Source organism: Candidatus Nitrosopumilus sp. (assembly GCF_965223225.1).
GTDB lineage: Archaea > Thermoproteota > Nitrososphaeria > Nitrososphaerales > Nitrosopumilaceae > Nitrosopumilus.
In genome coordinates this window covers 317,261-337,573 of sequence record NZ_CBDCVU010000004.1, presented here as the reverse complement: position 1 = coordinate 337,573, position 20,313 = coordinate 317,261, and the positions used below count along the sequence as shown (strand labels likewise).

Here is a 20,313-nt window from a genome sequence, read left to right as displayed (position 1 = left end):
AGGTTAGAAAAGTTTACAATATTTGTCAACTTTATATCAGAATGGTTTGTTAACCTCACGTGTAAACACATAACTTGCCAAACCAACCATAACAAGAACAAAAAGAAGTATTATTCCAAGGCTTAAGAATATTGAAACTCCACCCTCAGACACACCAGTCATCATTTCACGCACAAGTAATACAGTATATGTGACAGGATTTAGTTTTGCAACAAATGCAAGCCAATTGGGCAATAATTCCAGAGGAAACAAAGCAGGGCTTAGCATGAATAGAGGCATCCCCAAAAAATTGATAATCCCCCAAAAGGTCTCCTGGGATTTTGCAGTAGCAGCCACCATAACTGAAATTCCAGAAAAACCCAATGAAAATAAAATGACAATTGCCATGATTGGAGCAATCATTATTGGGTTAGGAAAAGTGACACCTATTGCCAATGCAATTCCAAGAATCAGACTTGCCTGCAGCGCAGCAATAAGAGATATTGCAGACATCTTGCCTAGTGCAATAGCAGAACGAGAAATAGGAGAAGTCAATGCTTTATTCATGAAACCATATCTTCGATCCCACAGGGTGTTGACTCCTCCAAAAATACTAGTAAAAATGGCAGTAAGAATTATGACACCAGGTGCCATAAATTCAATATATTCACCTTCAAACCCAACGGATTGAATTAATGGTTGAGTTCCAGAAAAAGTGTTACCGATAACTATAATCCAGATTGCAGGTTGTATTAATCGAATTAAAACCCCACTTCGAGATTTTTTGTATCGTTTTAATTCTCTCCAAAAAATGGTGTATGAATCATACACTAACGAATTCATGCACGTAACCTCTTCATCTTTGCATGTTCACGTTTTTTGTTAAATCCACCATCATCATCCCGGATTTCATGTCCCGTGTAAGAAATGAAAACATCATCAAGTGTTGGTTGGGTCAAAGAAATTGAAACAATCTTAATTTTAAGCTCAGAAGACAATTCGAAAATTCTAGGAATTACTTTTGTTCCATTAGATGCAAATAAAGTGATCTTCGAATTATCTTTTTTGATATTTTTCACATATTCTAGCTCTTCAAGTTTGGTTAGGAAAGAATCAGATGCATGAATGTCTTCGATATGAATTGTAATTACTTCATTTCCCATTTCTTTTTTCATATTTTCAGGAGAATCAATCACTTGTATTTTCCCACTATCAATAATGCCAATTCTATCACAAAGTTGATCAGCTTCCTCCATGTAATGAGTAGTAAGAAAAATAGTCATCTCAAATTCCTTGTGAATTTTTTTGATATATGTCCAGATTTTTCTTCTGGTTTGAATATCCAGACCTACGGTAGGTTCATCAAGAAACAACACCTTAGGCCTATGCAGTAATCCTCCTGCAATATCCAGTCGCTTTCGCATTCCACCAGAATATGTTACAACAGGTTCATTTTGCTTACCAGACAATTCAATTAAATCCAAAACGTCATCAATTCTAGAATTTATCTCATTTGAAGGAATGTGATTGAGTTTTGCTTGAAGCAAGAGATTTTCTCTGCCGGTAAGATATTCATCAACAGTTGTCTCCTGTTGCACATATCCTATGTTTTCTCTGACTTTTTTTGGATTTTCTGTGACATCAAATCCAGAAATCAAGGCCTGCCCAGAAGTAGGCTTAAGCAAAGTAGTTAGAATCATCATAGTAGTACTTTTTCCAGCCCCATTAGGACCTAGAAATCCAAAGATTTCTCCAGATTCAACAGAAAAAGAAACATCATTAACAGCCATAACATCACCAAATGACTTTACCAGAGATTTTGTTTCTATGGAGTACATATTTTGATCGCTTAATTCAATTATAAATTGCTAAGTATCATGAAAGAAAAACTCACAAAAATTTTAAAGAAGAATCAACAAACTAGCAACATGAAAGGATTATGCCAGAAATGTCATTCGTCAATGAAGAGATAACAGTAGTGGACGGAGTTCCGGTTTGTCAAGTTTGTGCTAAAAATATCAAATAGTCAAAGACACGTTTCTTTTTGAAAAAATAGATTGAAAGAATTATTCAATATTTTTGAATTCTTCTTTAGTCATTCCCAAAATGACCTTTTCGCCAACTCCCCATATTTCAGATTTGGACAATATTTTTGAGCCCATCAATCCAAAACCTACCTCAATGGATTCTAACTCATTTGTATCAGGGTTTCTATGTAATCTCTTTACTTTTCCAATTTTGTGTCGATCTACATCGATGACGGGTATGCCTGTTCTCACAGGAGGTCTAGAGAGCAATAATGTTTTTTCAGAGAACTTGTCGATATAGTTCTCTGAAAGAAAATAGTCCTTATGAAATCCCTGATGGATTGTGACACCCGATACAGTCAACGTGTCTTGGTTTATGTGAATGTGTTTTACCTTTCCATATTCTATGCCTTCTCTATCAATTACCTTTTTTCCGGTAAAAGAATCTGCAGTAGCTAAGTTAGTTGGCATTCCTTCAAGCTTTACAGACATGAAACTAAATTATCAGATTTGCTTATCAGGTCAAGTATCAGAATTTTCTATCAATGGGGTTAAATTACTTGACAATGTAATAGCGCTATGCAGATCAAAGAAGAGAGATTCAGACCAATACTCATAACCAAGGGAAGAAAGACAGGTAAAGAGCACCAAGTTATGTTACGAGCCGTGAACTATAAAGGAAAAATATATTTCTCAAGACACAGACCTGATGGGGATTGGTTCAAGAATGCCATAGCAGACCCACAGGTGCACATCATATACAACAATAAGAAATTTTCAGGAAAAGCAAGGAAGGTAACAGATGATAGTCTGAGTGCAAAAATATCTGAATTGAAGTATCCCGGAGAAGAAAGAGCAAAAGAAGCAAGAGTCACAATCGAAGTGACGTTAGAAGACACAGAGCAACCTAAGAATTAGATTTTTTTAGAAATTTCCATAGATAGTAAATTGTAATACTACCAAAAATTAACGTGATTAGCAACAGAGGAATAAAAATTTCAGAAGTTGCAGACGAATCAATGTTTTTTGTTGCAATTTCAGATATATCCATTTGAGGTTGATCAATATTTTGAGACTCAATATCAAAATCCGATTCAGGTAAGGACTCTGAAACAGTAGATGGTACAGAAGATGCAAAATTTTGACTTTCATCTTCAGCACCTGAAAGAGATCTTGTCAATGCCACATCAGATTCATCAGTAGAAGAGAGTTGTTTTTCAACGGAAACATTGTTGATGGAATCAGGTTTATTCTGTGGAATTTGTAAAAGCGAAAAAAAGCCAGACACCCCAGTTGCAACAGCAAATCCTGCAACCTTGTAAATATGTCGAAAAGATCTTACAAGCAGTTTACTTTCCTTGGTACGATCAGAAAAACTAGGAGGGACAATCACAATACTAAACTTGCTTGCAGAATACACTTTCATATCCTGAGACTTTGTATTTTTTTCAACCCGAATTATTTTAACAACTCCCAGATTTTGTAATTTGTTTAAATGGTATTTTACTAATTGAAGAGAAATTTTTGTTTGTTGAGCAATTTGATTTGCAGTCATTTCATTATTGAACAACAATTGAAGGATTTCACGACTTGAATCATTTGTAAACAATTCTCCAAAGGATTTGATTTTCTCATCATCAGTTGCAAGAATTTTGATTTTTTCTACCAATTCATCGTTGTCGTATTTTTCATCAGACGGCATTAGAGTTGACAATAATGGAGAGTCATATGTAAATGGTTTGGTAAAAATACAATTTCACTAAACCTTTTATCGCAACTTACCAAGCAATAGTAATCGCTAAATCATGTCATTACAATCAAATTATTCAGAAGAGGAGAAAAAAGGACAATGAATTCAAAAATAGGAATTCCCATTGCAGTGATTATTTCAATAATCCTTACTGCAGGCATAATGTATTCAATTGAATTTCAAGAACAAGAAACCATAGAACCAACTCAGACCACTAGCACGCCAGAAATAGTCTATGTGGATAGATCAACATCAGATTTTTTTGAAGGAACACAAGAAATTAAAAAAATCTCCTCTCAAGATGATCTAATCAGAGTTATTGATGCATCCAGATCAGTTGGAAGTGGTTTTTATGAAAGTAGAATTCTTGCGATGCCAACTATGGCAATGGATGATTCAATCATGCTTGAGTTTTCAGAATCAGCAGCAGAGCCAACATCAATGCCGCCAGTGGCAAACGTAAAAGACGCCTCATCAGTCAGAGATGGTCCAGATTACTCTACTACAAACGTACAAGTTGCTAATGTAGATGAACCAGATTTTATAAAAAATGATTCAAAATATGTGTACGTTGTCTCAAGAAACACTCTTTCAATAATTGATGCATATCCTGCACAAGATGCAAAATTAGTTCTAAAAATTGCACTAGACATAGAATCTCAGCATATCCAAAACATGTTCCTCAATGGAGACAGATTAGTAATATTTTACAATAGTCAAAGTGACGACGAGATCATTCCACAGTACGATTTTATCCCAAGAAGATCATACAGCTCAGTCACTCATGCTTTGATAGTTGACGTTTCAGACAAAGAAAATCCAACAATTCTAAAAGATTATTCAATAGATGGACACTTTAGAGATGCCAGGATGATTGGGGATTATGCATACTTTGTTACAAATAGCAACATAGACCACCAGTACCCAAGGCTTCCAATAATTTTGGAAGATTCAATGCCGTTGATGACACCGGATGCCTTTTATTTTGACAATATGGAAGAGTTTTCAAATTTCAACACATTAACAGTCATAGATATTTTTGGAGATACAGTAAATTCGGAGACATTTCTAATGGGATACACTGGAACGTTTTACGTATCAGAAAACAATTTTTATCTCACTTACCAACAAAATACTCCTTTTGAATTCTATGAAAACTTGGCTCAGAACAGGTTCTTTGAGGTGGTAGTACCATTACTGCCAGACGAAATTCAGCAAGAGATTCTAAAAATCAGAGAAGACACATCAATTAGTTTGCCAACTCAATGGATGAAAATTTCAGAATTAATGCAGAACTCATATAATGAATTATCAAAAGAACAAAGGGAAAAATTATTTGATAGGATTAAAAAGGCATTAAACGAGTATGATGCAAAAATCCAAGAAGACACAAGAAAAACCATCATACACAAGATATCAATTGACAAAGACAGCATCGAATATGTATCGAAGGGTTCAGTTCCAGGCAGACTGTTAAATCAATTTTCCATGGATGAGAATCAAGACAGGTTCAGAGTTGCAACAACTATAGAACACTATACAGAATTCCAAGGAACCACACGCACAAATGCAGTATACGTATTAGATGAGAACTTGGAAATTGTAGGTCAGTTAGAAGATATTGCACCTGATGAGAGTATTTTCTCTGCAAGATTTATGGATGACAGACTCTACTTGGTTACATTCCAACAAATAGATCCATTCTTTGTAATTGATCTTTCTACAGACAATCCAAGAATCTTAGGGGAATTGAAAATCCCAGGATTTTCAAATTATCTACATCCATTTGATGAAGAACACATCATAGGAATAGGAAGAGACACAAAAGAAACAGACAATGGACGAGTCCAGCAGTTAGGAGTCAAAATAGCATTGTTCAACGTATCAGATGTAGAGAATCCTCAAGTTGCAGATGAGATCACAATAGGAGACAGAAGCACAAATTCAGAGGCCCTGTACAATCACAAAGCCTTCTTCTTTGACAAATCAAGAGGAATATTGTCAATACCAATTAGTGGAAACGGAGATAGTCTCAAACAAGAATTCAACTCAAAGATTATTGCGCCAGAATTTAACCAATGGAGTGGATTCTATGTTTATGACCTAAACAGTTCAGAAGGATTCGAATTAAAAGGAGCAATAACTCATGTGGATGGGGATTCACGTTACTACGGAATGTCAAATGCACGAACTTTCTACATTGAAGATGTACTATACACAGTATCAGAAGAATATTTGAAGATGAACTCAATTGAGGATCTAGAAAACATAAATACAATCAAACTTGAAAACACTGGAAAATTTATCGAGTATCTTGAAGAAGAAATAGAAATAATTCGATAATCTATACCAAATGAACTATAGTGGTCAATCCACGTCTATCAATTTCAACATCATTTTCAGTTTCACAAACAGTAACGGTAAATGAAATCACATCTCGCCTTTTTCCATTTTCAGCATGTAGTTTTAGATGAATATCCATCATTTCAAATTCTTTTAGAGGTAAATCAGTTTCTTCCAAATAAGCACCACAAGTAGATTCCATTCTAAATCTGTCATCTTTAAAATGAAATCCAAGTTTTGTTTTTCTTCCATCTCTACCACTTGCCTTGACATTTACATCAATTATACCAGGACTTGCTTCAGTATAACTTGCAGTGTTATTTATGAAAACTCCAATCTCAAGAGGCTTACCGGCAGTGGATTCAGCCATTTTTTGAATACCATCATTCATCACAACATCTACTGCTTGAATGGATTGAGCTACTTTGGCAATCCATTCATTTGTGCGGGTAATTGTGGCACGTATTCCAGATCGTCTTCGTTTGTCTTCATCTTCAGGCAATTTGTAATAATCAACCCAGGCTTCGTAATCATGGGAGATATCCTCGATAAAATCAATACAGGTGCGTTTGTATTCATCAACATTATCAGTCCTCTCTGAGGCATCGTCTGTTCTCATTCCATCGTAATCCATCGGCATTGCCATAAACAAAATTAAATCAAGTTCTAAAAAAACCAATCTTGCCCAAGATGAATGATTATAAAAGGAAATTTTGAAAAAATAGCATGATATTCTCAGAATTAATTTCAGATTTACAAACAGAATTAAAAAAAAATATGCCACAAATCAGATTCCTTCTAAAGAAAAACCCAGGTATGGGATATACCAGGATCGTAGAGATTGGAAAAGAGGTTGGAAAGAAATACAAAATTAAGCTAATTGTGAACTTTCCAAAAGAGGGAAGAATAGAAGAATTTGAAATGTATGGGAAAAGAGACCTGAGTTTAATTGTAGATTATGAACGAAAGAGATTCCCCATAGACAGAGAAATAATCAAAGAAAAGGCAACTGAGATGCTTGGAGATGTTCAGACTCAAGATGCATACATGTATGAAAATAAAGAAGGAGTAAGAGTATTTACAAAAAATTGGAAGATCGATATCTTGCCTCATTCAGTCCATATTTGGACAGAATTTGATGAAAGAGTGACAGCCTTTTGTAACTGGCTAATGGAAAACGCATACCAGATGAAAAAAATAGAATAAAACCTACAGAGACTCTAGTTTGTCAAGTAACTCTTGCGCTTCAGAATTTTTTGGATCCAAATCAATTATTCGTTCGCAGCAATCAATGGCCTCAGCCTTTTGCTGTAAAGCTAGATGAACGTTTGTCTTAAGAGTAAGAGTCTCAATGTCTTTTTTATCAAGTTGAAAGGCTTTCTCAAAATAAGGTAATGCTTTTTTTGCATCATCAACGATGAAAAAGATACTCCCCATGATGAACATAAAATCATGATCTTCAGAATATTCAGATTCTAGACTTTTTCCTAACGCAATTGCCTTATCATATTCACCTTTTTTCAATAGTTTTCTTAATTCACGTTTTGGATATTTGAAGAGTCCAACCATTTTTGATTTCGATTTTCTTTAAGAAACTAACAATTTGAATGTAGGCATGTTAGGATGAAATAGTCATTATGCCTTCTTTGATAAGAAATTGAATGCCTTGAACAAATGCATTGTCATCTATTGCACCTTCTGCCCACCATCCAGCATTGTTTTTAATCCAAGGAGGGATATCATTTGAACTTGAGCTTGAACCCTGAGCAGTAGGAGGAATTTGCATTATGCCTTCTTTGATAAGAAATTGAATGCCTTGAACAAATGCATTGTCATCTATTGCACCTTCTGCCCACCATCCAGCATTGTTTTTAATCCAAGGAGGGATATCAGTAACAGGTTCAACAACAGGAGGAGTAGTTACAGGAGGAAGAGTCACAGTAGTTTTAGACTCATTAGGTGAAATTGCTACAGGTATTTTTAGATAATCAGATGCTTTAGATGGTACAACTCCTTCAGGAGCCAATCCATATACCCAAATTACATAATTAACATTTCCAGGATCCTCTTTTACAATCATATCAAGAATATATTGACCAGATGGAGAATAGAGAAATTGTCTACCCTCTTCTTGTGCAATTGATCTCAATGGAGTAAGGTTATCATCTACAACTAGAAAATCAAATTGGACTTGGTTTAAGAATTCAGTGTCATCATATTTACTAATGAATTTTATCAACCATTGCATTTCACATTCTTGTTTTGGATCTTCAGGTCCATAAAATGCATGTATTTGATAATCAAAATTAGCAGTAGGCTTCTTTACGCTAATCTCTTTTTCAAAATCAGCGTCACAGCCAAGTGCATCAAATTCAGCATCTGTTGACACAATTCCTGTAAACGGACTTTGTTGAACATTTTCTTCATATTCTAATAGTGTGAATCTATACTCAGGAGGAGGAATGCCCTCAGATACATGTGTGTAAGTGGTAGCCTTTACAGGAAATGGAAAGCCATCTACAATCCAGACTTTACTAGTGGCTCCACCGGTTTTCCAAGAAATTAGCACAGTGTCCCAAGTTCCTGATGGTACTGTGATTGTTTCAAGTGCTGTTGGTACCACTTGCTCACCTCCAATGTTTCCAATTTTTCCCCAAGATTTAGCAGAGAACTCTTTTGGTCCTTTTCCTCCTGCACTACCATCAGCTGTAGCAAATGCAGACAACCAAGAAACAGAAGATTTGAATGCTCCTCGATAAACCCCCAAGGATTCACTTCCACCAGTGGGTTCTGGAGCTATTTTTCCAAGTTCCATTTCACCAACAATAACCTTATTCCCATCATAAACTACGGCTTCTGCAAGCCATTTTGTTTCTGTACCTACTTGTTTATCGCCTTTAATCCACATATCTAATCCAAATTCAGCACATTCTTTGTAGTCAACATGACATACATTATAAGAGAAAAAATCACCTTGCTTGAGACCCTCTCCTGCATACCAAGATCCTTCTTTATCAACTCCACCTGCTTGGAATTGAGCATAAGCAGAAGGTAGGAGAAAAGCACCTAAAAATAAAGTTGCCAAAACAGGAAATAGAAAAAATATTGCTTTCAAACTAATAAAAATAATAAAAACGGATAGTTAAACGTTATTCAGAAATGTGTAATTTAAGAAAAATACAAGATAACCAGTTTTCAAATAAGCAAATATAGAGGAAAATTAGGAGAAATACAGAGATGTGTGATTGTTCTAAAGTCCACTTGTTTGAAGTAGAATTCAAGCTTGATGGCATGACTGTAGTTCCCACCCACAAGAATTGCGGATTTGCCCTGAATGAAAAACAAGCAGAGAAATTTCAGAAAGAGCTTGTAAAGTCATGGGGATTTGAAGACGAAAACGAAGAATAACAATAATAATAAAATTAAAAAGAAAAAATAAGATTGTTAGTTACCATCAGACTACATTTGTCCAACGGCTTCTTTACAAACGTCAGTATTGCATTTGCAATCTGAACCGCATATGCAATGACCTTGCATTGCACAATCACATGCATAATCAGGATCGCCGCTATCTGCTTCGCATCCACATGCTTGATCTACCATGATAACCCTTAATCTTACTTATTTTAAAAGGTTGATACAAGACATTAGAAGTTAATTTTTTGACAAAATATCAAGAATAGCAAAACTAGACTTTGAGACAAGATCTGCTTGTTCAAGCAATAGATTTGAATCAGATTCGATATCAAATGCAATTTTGAGAATATGAATTAGGTCAGGGTTTTTATTAAGAGTGCTTTTGATTTGTATGAAATTTTCTTTATTGACATAGCACAGATAAAAATAGCAATCTGAAAGCATCGAATTCTCTACAAAGAAATTATATTTTTTGAAGATGATTTCATCAAATTTATCATGTTTATTTACAAAATTAGAAAAACCAATGGTAGACTTTACCATGCGCTCTAGAAGAGTTGGGGTTGATCGTTCAAGACCAAGTACATCCATGGCAACAGAAATATGTTCATTGATAGGATTTTTTTCAAATTTTCTAATGTGGTTAAGCATATGAGAGGGGCTCAACCGTATTTGATTCAACGACAGGATTGCCTCTATCAGATATAAGGATGCACACTTTTGCCAGCATGTAGCAAACATATTAGAATTTTGAATAGCATCTCGTGTTTTTTGACAACAGAATAAAGATTCTATCAGACTATTTCTTGCAAAGTCAACAAAAAGATCAGATTTTTTTTGATTTATCTTTGAAAGTAGCATTTGCAGATTCCATGACTCATCTTGAATGATATGTAAATTTTGGTACTGAAGTAATTTTTCTGATTGAGTTTCAGATAATGATGCATGATGAATAATCACAGATTCATCACCGTTTTGAACTATAGTATTTAGATCTGGACTATCGTCAAAAACAACAATATCATAGTTACAGGAATCAAAATTGTCATCGGATATTTTACATCCTGCAATTCCTATGGGAAAACTCTCTAAATTATTATCTTTGATGAATTTCTGAATATCCATATAATTGAAGATTAGGAACTTTCTATAAGGAATCAAACTTACTAAATTTTACAATTGCATGTAAACTCAAAACATTTCCTTTAAATTGAGATTTAGATTGCTTGTTTTCAAGCTCCTATAGTGTAGTCCGGTTAAGCATACTGCCCTCTCAAGGCAGTGACTCGGGTTCAAATCCCGATGGGAGCATTTTCAAAGTTGAGAGAATAATGAAGAATGTCAATTCAACAAAATATAGGCTCAAAATGAACATCAAGAGAAAGACAAGGATTTAAGAAAGATGCAGGTCAAAACTCAAGGAAATACGTGAACCGTTGATTTTTATTCAAAAATTAATGTATACGTATTAACAATAGATGTCATAATGGGCCTAAAAGAAATTAACCTGAAAGAAGAGTATCGTTCTGACAGAGATGACATAGTCGCAGAATTTTTCTTTCCATGTTTGAGCAATTGTATAGAATATGATAGATGTGTAGATTTTCTATCCCTTCAGACATTAGCAACAATAGCAATGGCATTTGAGAATTTTATTGAGGGGAAAGCAAAGATAAGAATGGTAACAGGACATAGATTCCGAAGTACAGACCTGAATTTATTTAGTAAATTATTTTCAGACAAATACAAAAAATCATTTGAAGGAAAAACAATCAGAAGCTCAAAGATTCAGAAACTACAAGAAATAGTAGATAACGGACAAATTGAATTAAAAATCGCCATCCCAAATTCTGAACAAGTAACAGATTCATTTTCTGAAAGAATAGGAATATTCAGAGACGAGAGAGACGATGCAGTAGCATTCACAGGTACATCCAAGGAATCATTTTCCACACAAACCAGAGACTTTGAATCAGTGGATGTTTTTACCTCATGGAATGACAAAACTCGCGTTGAGAGAAAAATGAAAGATTTTGATGATCTTTGGAAAAATAAGACAAAATACGTAGAGGTGTACGATTTTATGTATGCAGAAAAGAACAACTTTTTAAAATATTCATCAGATTGGATACGAGAAGATTAGAGATTAAAAGAAGCATCCAATCTTGAGTTATTCATGTTAAAATTTATCTTGTTTATTTTGTAGTAGATAACTTCCCCACGTCTTTCTATAACTGCAATTATTGGTTCTTTTCCCATTTGAGTAATTTGCTCAATTTTTTTTTGCAGGTTACCCATTTTGTCTTGTTGGCCTTCATTTAATCCAAAGATTAAGAATTTTGCACTCTTGTTTCCAAAATGACCTCTCTCATAGACTCGAAAATCAGAACCAAAACCAAAACCATCTTTTACAACATATCCTCTGTTTCGTAAATCTCGATAAATTAAGAACTTGGTTAGAGAGTCAGAATCAGATTTCTGACAAATATTCATAAAAGAATCGAAATTGATTTGTTTTTTTCCCTTGTGGAGAATTAATTTGTCAGAATATAAAAAATAAAGAGTTTCAAAGGATTTTAAAAATAGTTTATCATTTTCGATGTCGCCATATCCCTTTTGGGTTAGATCTTGGATCAGATTCTTATCATGGATGCAAGTTTGATCTGAAACTAATGTACCAGTAATCAAGGGAGTTTCTTCCATAATGAAGAAAAAATCAAAGGATTTCCATATAAGCATTGGAGGAATCACACCCATGACTAACCGTTAAAATATGGGCATTATGGTCTCTTGAATCATGCACGGAGCGAATTACAGGGAAGGAAATGGTCAACCATTTACAAGAAAGGAATACATCAAAGGAAAACCACAAATAAAAATTGCAAAATTTCAAGGTGGAAAAAGAGGAAATTATCAATACTGTGTTCAACTGTGTTTAAATGAAAAAATTCAGATAAGACATATGGCTATCGAGTCAACCAGATTAGCGGCAAATAAAACATTAGAAAAAACTACTGGAGAATCAGGCTATTATTCCAGACTCAGAATTTATCCACATAATCTCCTAAGAGAGAATAAAATGATTGCAACTGCAGGGGCAGATAGACTTCAAGAAGGAATGAGAAGAGCATGGGGTAAAGCTACCAGCCTAGGTGCAAGAGTAAAAGAAGGACAGTGCATAATGGAGTTATATGTTAATGGGGACAACCATCTGGAAGCTGCAAAAAAAGCCCTGAAAGGAGCATGTGTAAAGCTACCAGGAACACCAGCAATCAAAGTAGTAGATTGGAATAAACCTTCACCATAAGGTTTCCAGAACAGATTTCTTTGATTTTATCAAATTCATAAATTCTTCAAATTCTTCATCATTAGGTTCACGGTTAAGAATTCTTTTTGATTGATAGTAAAATGAATTGTAAAGCCTGCCAACAACAACACCCAATGAGAAGGATTTAGAATCATCTGAATCAGAAAAGAAGCAACCAATCTGATCTAGGTCTTTATCGTCAGAAATAATATCAGATATCTTTTGTTCTAATTTTTTTAGAATTTCTTCATGCATAAAGAAAGTAGAATAAAATGCTTAAAAACAGTTTAATATCCAAATTCAATCCTTAGATGTGTTGCAGTTATAGTACAGTTTGGTTAATATTCGAGCTTGCCAAGTTCGTGACCCGGGTTCAAATCCCGGTAACTGCATCTTATTTTTGATTTTTTGGAATTAAAGCATTTTTTATAATTTCAAGTGCATCATTTGCCTTTTCAGGTTTTGGAAGTTGAATCATAAATACATTTTCTTTGCCATAATTTGATTTGGGAGAAGAAAGACCAAGCATAGAGGTTTGGGCCAAAGATTCAAAAAATGATAAATCGGTTTTAGCATCAACCAAGAATTTTTTTAAAATATTTCCCTTTGAGAAAGTAAGGACAATTTCGACAAAGACATTTCCCATACCATCTTGTAAGATATTCAGATCAGTGTTTACTGAGATTGATTGTCCTGCAATTTTTGACAGCATTTCATCATATTCTTTCTCATCTATAGTGATGCAGGGAGTATCTTTCCCATCAAAATCAAAAACAGTAATTCCAGGATGGACTTGATCTTGCAGATGTTTTAGTTCTTCAGACATTTTCTTTTTCCTCTATTGACGATATTATTTTATCTCCTGCCTTTACCAAAAAGGGAGACATAAAAGCAGTAATTATAGAAATTATTCCAATTAGTGGGAATAAGAAGGCACTAACTGCACCGATATCAATTCCAACCTTAACAATAACAATAGAGAATTCACCTCTTGGGGCGGCCAGGGTAAATGCAGAACGCATAGACTTGGCTCGTTGTTGTCTGAAAATAATATTTCCTATCAAATTTCCACCAAACTTCATTCCAGTAGCAACGGCGATTAATGCGACGGCTATGAAGAGGTAGTTTTCAAGCTGAGATATGTCCATCAGAGCACCAACAGAAATAAAGAATATGGCTACAAACATGTCTTTGATAGGACTTGAGAGAAGTTTTGCAACTTCTGCAGATTTAGATTCTGCTATCAACACTCCTGCTAAGAAAGCCCCAATTGCAACAGATAGGCCAACAATGTTTGCCAATAGAGCATATCCAAAGCACACACCAAGAACACTAAGCAACAAGATCTCACGATGTTCAGCTGCTGCAACTCTATCAATTAACGGAGGAATAACTCTAGTTCCAACCGTAAAGGTACCAACAATTAGACCAGTTGCCACCAATACAACTACAACAATAGACTCTACAGATACACTTCCAACCAAAGCAATAGATTGTAATGAAGATATCAGAATTACTGCAATAACGTCCTCTACAATCAATATACCTAAGACCAATATAGAAGAACTTTTTTTGATCCTCCCCATTTCTTCTAAAATCTTTACAATTATAGCTGTACTAGATATTGATAATGCTGCAGATATGAATAACGCATCCATAAACTCCAAACCAAGCGCACTAGCGGTATAGAATACAACACCCAAAGTTGCAAACAAACCCAAAGTGCCGACCCCAACTGCAACTCTGCCTATACTACGTATCTTGGAATATGGAAATTCAATTCCAATTACAAATAACAACAAAATTACACCAATTTCTGCAAAAAGATGTAAGGCAGAAATATCAGAGAGGATGCCTACACCCTCTAGAACATCACCAGGAGTTGCCCCTTCAGGCAACACCCAAGACCAAAATGGAGAAAGAGGACCAATAAGCATTCCTGCAAAAAGATAACCAATAATCAGTGGTTGTCTAATTTTGAAAAATGCAAGAGTGACTACAGCTCCAATTATCATAATAAATGCCAGGTCAGTCACAAAGCTAGTATGTGGAAGTTCAGGAGTAATCTGCTCAATCAAAGTACTTACAGTGTTATTTAGAGAATTTTGAATTCCTCCAGAATCTAACTGAAGTAAATGATTTTGCAATGATATCACTTAACAAATTTGTTTAAAAGTTATTCCTAATCAAAAATTCGTAAAATAGATACGGTCTGTTTTATGAAAATTTATGACAGGCTCAACATTAAAACGAACAATTATCTTCTTCTTACAATCAACAGTAACGCAACTGCAGAGTGATGATTAGGTCAACTGAATTTAGATGTAGAGACATGACCTGGGGTATCTGACTGCATTATTGGTCACTATAGAATCACCTAATTATTAATAGTACGGTACCATACCGTACTATATGATTCAATGCGAATATTGTCCAAAAGGATTTGTCGAAACAGCAAACGGTTTAGCTGAAAAGACTTTTCACGAGTTACTTCATGAACCAGCGGTTGTAAACAAATAACCTTTCACATTTTTTATTTTAGACCCAACTTTTTTTATCAGAACAATATAATCCAAAGCAAATGGTGGTAAAGAAAAAAACGACTACAGATAAAACAAAAAAAGTTGTAAAACGGGAACCTAGTCCTGCAGCTTTGCTCAAAAAAGTAGTCGGAGTATCGGAATCCAACAAAACATTACAAAAAGAAATTAAATCAATGTCAAAAATTTTTGCAGAAAATCAAAAAATTTTAGTATCTATGAAGGGCATGATAGATTCCCTAACGCTAACATTAGAAAACATACAAAAACAATCAAAACAAATTAACATTTTAGAAGAGGACACACAAAAACTCTATTCAGGATTAAATCAAATACGAACACAATCAAGTATGGTAGATAAGTTAAATGATCAATCCACTAGATTGCAAGAAGAAATAAACAGAATTTCAGAAGAACAGAAAAAATCTATCAAAGATGATCTAGCCCAACAGGTAGAAGACAGTATGAATTCTATCAGAAATAACTCTCAAATGATAATTAAAATTGCTCAGAGAATTGACGAAGTTAGAGATGATCTTAGAAAAGTTTCAGGTAAAACTGATTCAGTTTTAGAGATTAATTCAGAGATAGAAAAGCTTCAAAATAGCATAGAAGGGATTTCTTTGAAAACTACAAGTTTAGAGTCAGGTCATCAAACAATTCAAAATTTGAGGGAAGAATTGAAGAACATATCAGGAAAAATTGAAACATCCAATGTCAATGACGAATTAAATAAAATAAAAAATAGTATTAATGAAGTTTCATCAGAAGCATCAAAAATCAATTCATTAAGAGGAGTAATCGAGGATATCAAACTTCAGTTTGAGACAGTGGCAAAAAGGACAAACGATGTGGAAAATGCCAGTTTACAATCAATAAGAGATCTTGCGGGAAAGATAGATAAAATTGAGACAAACATAGGATCATTGTCAAAAAGAGCAGATTCTACAGCATTCATCGGAGATGAACTAAGAATAGCTGAGAAAAACATACTAGATTTCAAAGATAAGGTATCTGAGAAAACAAACAACATAGAAGAAAAGATATCTTCAATATCAGAAACTCTAGAGAACCAAGATAAAGCTACATCAGAATTTCAAAGAAAATCAGAAAAATTATTTGATGAGATACACACCATCAAAGAGACAACAAGTAAAGCTACTAGTAATGCATCAAAAGAGATGATGGCATTACTGAAACTCTCAGAGTACCAATCAAATATCAGAATGTATGCCGAATCAAAATACGGAGATGTAAAAATGATTGAAAAGATGGCATCACAAACGAAAGATATTGCAAGATTATTTGACAAAATTTCAATCGAAGCAGGAAACAAAATTCCATTGCCTAACGAAGTCAGACAATGGGCAATAAGCAAGATTTTTGATTGTGCAGACAAGTGGGAAGTTAGATTTAGCGATGTCTACTCAGTTCTAACAAATGCCATAGGACGAGACATCTTAAAAGAATCCGTAAGAATTCAACAAATCAGAGATATCTATGGAATTAGAGGAGTAGACGAAATTAGAAAAGATCTGAATATTAGTTAAATTCCAATTTCATCAGATTCTTTTAGTTGCTCTTTCTTTCTCTTTAATGCAGTGAATATTCCCAAGATAGCAGCTATCCAAATGCTACTAAACAAAATATTTTCCTGACTAGCATACAGGTATGGAGTAGCATCCACAATGTTGGTCTTTATGGATAATGCCCTACTGTTGATATCCAACATTCCAGTGTGATATGCTTCATCATTTTTTGGAACTGTTGATATTATCTTGACATCTTCAGAAAGGGTATTTACATCATTTTGTATTCGCATAAAATTTGTAGATTCTGTACCAAATAACCAAACGGGATTTTTCTCTATCTCACCATCAGCATTAATTTTTTCAGGCATGTCATCCATCACATATTCCAAGTCAATCTGGATTTTTGCAATGTGGGATTGCAATACATCAATATCAGAAGTTCCAATCATGCCATCAAGATGTCCCCTAACCCTATCTAAGGGATAAATATTCTCATTATAACCATAAAAGGCCATAAAACCTCCAAAAGCAATGATTGCGATAATTCCAACCATAGAAACTCGGTATACAGTATTTGCCATTTTCTCCTTCTTCGTCATTTTACGAGAACTACTTGATTTATTTCTTTTAAATCGAGTATGAGATAAGCTCATGTATGCAATGTAGAAGAATCCAATTGTTTGCAATCCAATAATAGGAACAAAGATAGGATTATTTGAAAAAATAGAAATAAAGATTCCCATTATTCCATATACACCAAAGAAGATTTCCAAAAGAGTAGTCTGAGTAAAAGGCAAGTTATAGGCTTTTTCTCTCCAATCATCGTTCTTTTTGACAATTCCATATTTTGGAGTTCTAAGAAATTCATTTTTCTTTCCAAGTACTGCATCAAACACAGCAACTGTGTTATTGACAGACATCCCAGCGTTATAGACAAGTAATGCTGGAAGTATCTTTGCCTTTGATTTCCAAGATTTATGATACATGCTTTGTATGATCATAATATACGCTCCAGGACCCATAGCAAGATAGGTTGCAAGAGTGATTGCAGGAATAAAGCTAACTACATAGAGATTAACCTGTCCTGCCAGTAAAATCGGTAATGCCAAAAACTGTATCAACATCAAAGGATATACTATGTGACGAGTAAGTTGTATGAAAGCTTGAATCTTAGCTTCGATGCCAACTTTCCGTTTAACAGCAATATCTGAAAGAAGTTTGATTGCACATTGAATAGATCCTTTTGCCCATCTGAATTGTTGTCGTTTTGCAGCATTCATTTGAACTGGAAGTTCAGCATCCACTACGATATCAGGTAAAAATACACATTTCCAGCCTTTCATTTGTGCCCTATAACTTAGATCAAGATCTTCTACCAAGGTGGCAGTATGCCAACCTCCAGCATCTTCAATACAATCACGTTTCCATATACCAGCTGTGCCGTTAAAGTTCATGAAAAGATGAGAGTTGCTTTTTGCTTTTTGTTCTATTAAGAAATGAAAATCCAAACTGAGTGCCTGAGCCTGTGTAATTGCAGAATAATTTTCATTTACATGACCCCAACGACATTGAACTAAACCAATGTTAGGTTTGGAAAAATGAGGAATTGCACGTTTTAAGAACCAGGTGGGAGGAATAAAATCAGCATCAAAAATTGCTACAAGATCAGTATCAGTGGTTTGCATCGCATGTTTGAGTGCACCCGCTTTGTAGCCCTTTCTGGTTCCGCGTCTTACATGTTGAATCTGCATTCCAGATTTTTGATATTCGTTTACGGCTTTTGCAAGTAACTCAGATGTATCATCATCAGAATCATCTAGCACCATTATTTTCAATTTTTCTTTAGGATAATCAAGATGGCAAACAGCATCAACCAGTCGTTTTGCAACGTATTTTTCGTTATAAATTGGGAGTTGTATGGTTATCGAAGGAGTGCCCAAATCAGCAGTTGATAAAATTTCTTTTCGTTTTCCAGAAAGGTAAGCAAGATAGTAAAAATTACACGTATACGCGATGATTATTATTGCAGATATTATAAATAAATCAAAAACAAATTGCGTGAAAGGATTAACTGGCATATCCTAGATTTCCAAGATAATTAATCGGTATTTATACTTGCAAAATCTATTTTTGTTCAAAGATCTTAATTGCCTGTGGAGGACAAACACCTTCACAAGCAAGGCAGAATATACAATCAGGTTCTTTTGACATTAATGGTTTTTTCTCAGATGCAGGATTACCAGGAGTTTCAAACCACTCATAAACACCGACAGGACAAGCCTCTATACATCCGCCATCTGCAACACAAATATCATAATCTACGGAGACAAATTCTCCCCAAACACCAAGAATTCCATTGTTAGTGCCTTTTCTTCCCCAAGTTTTGATGGTATGTTCTGCAGCTTCATGGGGTTTAGATGGTTTTAGTTTTGATTTATAGTCAACATCAATTGGTCCGGGTTTTGCGCCATCAGGAATCTCAATTGCATCATCATCTTCGTCCTCTTCGTCATCAGAGGCCTCAACGGGTTTTGGTTTTGCGCCAAGTACGATCTTGGCCAGAGGAGTTAGATCTTCTAATTTTTGAATTGCAGCAACTTCAGAAATTTTTTCGCTCTTTGCTAGAAAAGAGACCATCTTGTCAGCCAAAATGGTGTTACGTAAAATAGTATCAATAACCATCTTTGCAAAATGATCTGCCTTTTTTCTGTAATCCTTGACCCAATTTGGATCTCCGAATTTCTCAATTGGAAAAATTTGATAAATAATATCCACAACTTCACCCGTAACAATCTCTACGGTAACAGAGAGTTCTACTTCTTCATATCCTCGGGCATCAGGATCTTTCATGTTTTGTTCCTTCCATCGATAAGTAGCAAATATTCTATCAGCATACATGTCCATTTCAAATGCCTTTTTGAGACCGTCATGGACAGATTTTAGCTCGTTAGGATCTTCAAGCGTAATTGGCAATCGATAAAGACCAAGTTTGAATCCATGTAAAGGATACACACCACGTTTTGCTGTAGGTGCCTCCATAGACCAGACACGATCCTTAAGAAGTAGTGACATTTGGATTAAATTAATTGATTTTATTTAAAAAGGTTATCAATCATCATCAGGACAGGTGAGTTCTCGCAGTGCTGTATATTTTTTCTCCATCTCTTCGGCATGAATTAAAACATCAGAAACATCATACAGATCCTTTGAAAAATACCACCGTATTGGAACCCAATGGCCAATGCCATCCATGTCATGAATCATACCTTTATCGGCTTTGACGTTTAATTTTTCATCAACGGATGTTTCTTTGACAGTAAGACCTCTTTTTGTTTTATCTTCCATGATAAAATTATCTTCCCCATCCTTGATAAAATAAAATGAGCCTTTCTCAAGAATGGGAAGGTCTAAGAGCAAT

Annotated in this window: 23 protein-coding genes and 2 tRNA genes; 9 read left to right on the top strand and 16 right to left on the bottom strand. The window is 34.7% G+C overall.

Translation table 11 applies throughout. From position 1 onward, the window contains the following. Positions 1 to 36: 36 nt before the first annotated feature. The 3 genes from ACOQN3_RS02275 to ACOQN3_RS02265 form a co-directional block, all read right to left on the bottom strand. Entirely contained in the window at positions 37 to 822 is a 786-nt protein-coding gene (locus tag ACOQN3_RS02275; RefSeq protein ID WP_420544870.1) for an ABC transporter permease, read from the bottom strand. Then, positions 819 to 1,817 (bottom strand): ATP-binding cassette domain-containing protein, encoded by a 999-nt coding sequence (locus ACOQN3_RS02270; RefSeq protein ID WP_420544869.1) that lies wholly within the window; start codon positions 1,815 to 1,817, stop codon positions 819 to 821. Before ACOQN3_RS02270 ends, ACOQN3_RS02275 begins: the two co-directional genes overlap by 4 nt. Positions 1,818 to 2,045: 228 nt before the next feature. Next, positions 2,046 to 2,498 carry a PRC-barrel domain-containing protein gene (locus ACOQN3_RS02265; protein ID WP_420544868.1) on the bottom strand — a complete coding sequence of 151 codons (453 nt, stop codon included), beginning with the start codon at positions 2,496 to 2,498 and terminating at the stop codon, positions 2,046 to 2,048. A gap of 87 nt (positions 2,499 to 2,585) precedes the next feature. Here ACOQN3_RS02265 and ACOQN3_RS02260 point away from each other — a divergent pair, with 87 nt between their 5' ends. Then, a complete protein-coding gene (locus ACOQN3_RS02260; protein ID WP_420544867.1) occupies positions 2,586 to 2,924 on the top strand; it encodes a nitroreductase/quinone reductase family protein in 339 nt (112 codons plus the stop codon). Here the strand turns inward: ACOQN3_RS02260 and ACOQN3_RS02255 are convergent. Then, on the bottom strand, positions 2,914 to 3,708 hold the full coding sequence (locus ACOQN3_RS02255; protein ID WP_420544866.1) for an ArsR/SmtB family transcription factor: 795 nt from the start codon (positions 3,706 to 3,708) through the stop codon (positions 2,914 to 2,916). The genes ACOQN3_RS02260 and ACOQN3_RS02255 overlap by 11 nt on opposite strands. Before the next feature lie 147 nt (positions 3,709 to 3,855). Here ACOQN3_RS02255 and ACOQN3_RS02250 point away from each other — a divergent pair, with 147 nt between their 5' ends. Continuing rightward, positions 3,856 to 6,099, top strand: a complete 2,244-nt coding sequence (locus tag ACOQN3_RS02250; RefSeq protein ID WP_420544865.1) for a beta-propeller domain-containing protein — start codon at positions 3,856 to 3,858, stop codon at positions 6,097 to 6,099. A 1-nt stretch (position 6,100) separates the two neighbouring features. Here ACOQN3_RS02250 and ACOQN3_RS02245 read toward each other — a convergent pair whose 3' ends face one another. Continuing rightward, complete coding sequence (locus ACOQN3_RS02245) at positions 6,101 to 6,745, bottom strand: hypothetical protein (protein ID WP_420544864.1); 645 nt, start codon at positions 6,743 to 6,745, stop codon at positions 6,101 to 6,103. A gap of 80 nt (positions 6,746 to 6,825) precedes the next feature. On the opposite strand from ACOQN3_RS02245, the gene ACOQN3_RS02240 reads away from it, so the two are divergent. Beyond that, positions 6,826 to 7,305, top strand: coding sequence for a hypothetical protein (locus tag ACOQN3_RS02240; RefSeq protein WP_420544863.1), 480 nt, complete (start codon positions 6,826 to 6,828; stop codon positions 7,303 to 7,305). A 3-nt stretch (positions 7,306 to 7,308) separates the two neighbouring features. Here the strand turns inward: ACOQN3_RS02240 and ACOQN3_RS02235 are convergent, their stop codons facing one another. Together ACOQN3_RS02235 and ACOQN3_RS02230 are read right to left on the bottom strand one after the other, a co-directional pair. Continuing rightward, positions 7,309 to 7,668, bottom strand: coding sequence for a tetratricopeptide repeat protein (locus tag ACOQN3_RS02235; RefSeq protein WP_420544862.1), 360 nt, complete (start codon positions 7,666 to 7,668; stop codon positions 7,309 to 7,311). Positions 7,669 to 7,717: 49 nt separating this feature from the next. After that, complete coding sequence (locus tag ACOQN3_RS02230) at positions 7,718 to 9,184, bottom strand: peptidase (RefSeq protein ID WP_420544861.1); 1,467 nt, start codon at positions 9,182 to 9,184, stop codon at positions 7,718 to 7,720. Positions 9,185 to 9,336: 152 nt separating this feature from the next. Here ACOQN3_RS02230 and ACOQN3_RS02225 point away from each other — a divergent pair, with 152 nt between their 5' ends. Further along, the gene (locus tag ACOQN3_RS02225) at positions 9,337 to 9,507 is read left to right on the top strand and encodes a hypothetical protein (protein WP_420544860.1); all 171 of its coding nucleotides are present in this window, start codon (positions 9,337 to 9,339) and stop codon (positions 9,505 to 9,507) included. Positions 9,508 to 9,558: 51 nt separating this feature from the next. Here the strand turns inward: ACOQN3_RS02225 and ACOQN3_RS02220 are convergent, their stop codons facing one another. Together ACOQN3_RS02220 and ACOQN3_RS02215 are read right to left on the bottom strand one after the other, a co-directional pair. Beyond that, positions 9,559 to 9,702 carry a hypothetical protein gene (locus ACOQN3_RS02220; protein ID WP_420544859.1) on the bottom strand — a complete coding sequence of 48 codons (144 nt, stop codon included), beginning with the start codon at positions 9,700 to 9,702 and terminating at the stop codon, positions 9,559 to 9,561. 51 nt (positions 9,703 to 9,753) lie between these two features. Then, positions 9,754 to 10,641 carry a hypothetical protein gene (locus ACOQN3_RS02215; RefSeq protein WP_420544858.1) on the bottom strand — a complete coding sequence of 296 codons (888 nt, stop codon included), beginning with the start codon at positions 10,639 to 10,641 and terminating at the stop codon, positions 9,754 to 9,756. 111 nt (positions 10,642 to 10,752) lie between these two features. On the opposite strand from ACOQN3_RS02215, the gene ACOQN3_RS02210 reads away from it, so the two are divergent. Together ACOQN3_RS02210 and ACOQN3_RS02205 are read left to right on the top strand one after the other, a co-directional pair. Next, positions 10,753 to 10,827 (top strand) — tRNA-Glu (locus ACOQN3_RS02210). A gap of 175 nt (positions 10,828 to 11,002) precedes the next feature. Beyond that, positions 11,003 to 11,659 carry a DNA repair helicase gene (locus ACOQN3_RS02205; RefSeq protein WP_420544857.1) on the top strand — a complete coding sequence of 219 codons (657 nt, stop codon included), beginning with the start codon at positions 11,003 to 11,005 and terminating at the stop codon, positions 11,657 to 11,659. Here ACOQN3_RS02205 and endA read toward each other — a convergent pair. Then, positions 11,656 to 12,219: a tRNA-intron lyase gene (gene endA, locus ACOQN3_RS02200; RefSeq protein WP_420544856.1), complete on the bottom strand. Its 564-nt coding sequence runs from the start codon at positions 12,217 to 12,219 to the stop codon at positions 11,656 to 11,658. The two genes, ACOQN3_RS02205 and endA, sit on opposite strands and share 4 nt — an antisense overlap. Positions 12,220 to 12,313: 94 nt before the next feature. Here endA and ACOQN3_RS02195 point away from each other — a divergent pair, with 94 nt between their 5' ends. After that, positions 12,314 to 12,823 (top strand): 50S ribosomal protein L16, encoded by a 510-nt coding sequence (locus ACOQN3_RS02195; protein WP_420544855.1) that lies wholly within the window; start codon positions 12,314 to 12,316, stop codon positions 12,821 to 12,823. Here ACOQN3_RS02195 and ACOQN3_RS02190 read toward each other — a convergent pair. Beyond that, positions 12,815 to 13,078, bottom strand: a complete 264-nt coding sequence (locus tag ACOQN3_RS02190; RefSeq protein ID WP_420544854.1) for a hypothetical protein — start codon at positions 13,076 to 13,078, stop codon at positions 12,815 to 12,817. The two genes, ACOQN3_RS02195 and ACOQN3_RS02190, sit on opposite strands and share 9 nt — an antisense overlap. A gap of 63 nt (positions 13,079 to 13,141) precedes the next feature. Here ACOQN3_RS02190 and ACOQN3_RS02185 point away from each other — a divergent pair. Continuing rightward, positions 13,142 to 13,215, top strand: a tRNA-Gly gene (locus ACOQN3_RS02185). Between the two features lie 2 nt (positions 13,216 to 13,217). Here the strand turns inward: ACOQN3_RS02185 and ACOQN3_RS02180 are convergent. Both ACOQN3_RS02180 and ACOQN3_RS02175 read right to left on the bottom strand, forming a co-directional pair. Beyond that, complete coding sequence (locus tag ACOQN3_RS02180) at positions 13,218 to 13,649, bottom strand: hypothetical protein (protein ID WP_420544853.1); 432 nt, start codon at positions 13,647 to 13,649, stop codon at positions 13,218 to 13,220. Continuing rightward, positions 13,642 to 14,970, bottom strand: coding sequence for a cation:proton antiporter (locus ACOQN3_RS02175; protein ID WP_420544852.1), 1,329 nt, complete (start codon positions 14,968 to 14,970; stop codon positions 13,642 to 13,644). Before ACOQN3_RS02175 ends, ACOQN3_RS02180 begins: the two co-directional genes overlap by 8 nt. Before the next feature lie 434 nt (positions 14,971 to 15,404). Between ACOQN3_RS02175 and ACOQN3_RS02170 the strand changes: the two genes are divergently transcribed. Further along, positions 15,405 to 16,913, top strand: coding sequence for a chemotaxis protein (locus tag ACOQN3_RS02170; protein WP_420544851.1), 1,509 nt, complete (start codon positions 15,405 to 15,407; stop codon positions 16,911 to 16,913). Here ACOQN3_RS02170 and ACOQN3_RS02165 read toward each other — a convergent pair. From ACOQN3_RS02165 to ACOQN3_RS02155, 3 genes are read right to left on the bottom strand one after another with little or no spacing between them, the layout of a single operon-like run. Beyond that, on the bottom strand, positions 16,910 to 18,973 hold the full coding sequence (locus ACOQN3_RS02165; RefSeq protein ID WP_420544850.1) for a cellulose synthase family protein: 2,064 nt from the start codon (positions 18,971 to 18,973) through the stop codon (positions 16,910 to 16,912). The genes ACOQN3_RS02170 and ACOQN3_RS02165 overlap by 4 nt on opposite strands. Before the next feature lie 46 nt (positions 18,974 to 19,019). Then, positions 19,020 to 19,967 (bottom strand): 4Fe-4S dicluster domain-containing protein, encoded by a 948-nt coding sequence (locus ACOQN3_RS02160; protein ID WP_420544849.1) that lies wholly within the window; start codon positions 19,965 to 19,967, stop codon positions 19,020 to 19,022. Positions 19,968 to 20,003: 36 nt separating this feature from the next. After that, positions 20,004 to 20,312 carry a hypothetical protein gene (locus tag ACOQN3_RS02155; RefSeq protein ID WP_420544848.1) on the bottom strand — a complete coding sequence of 103 codons (309 nt, stop codon included), beginning with the start codon at positions 20,310 to 20,312 and terminating at the stop codon, positions 20,004 to 20,006. Position 20,313: the final 1 nt, after the last annotated feature.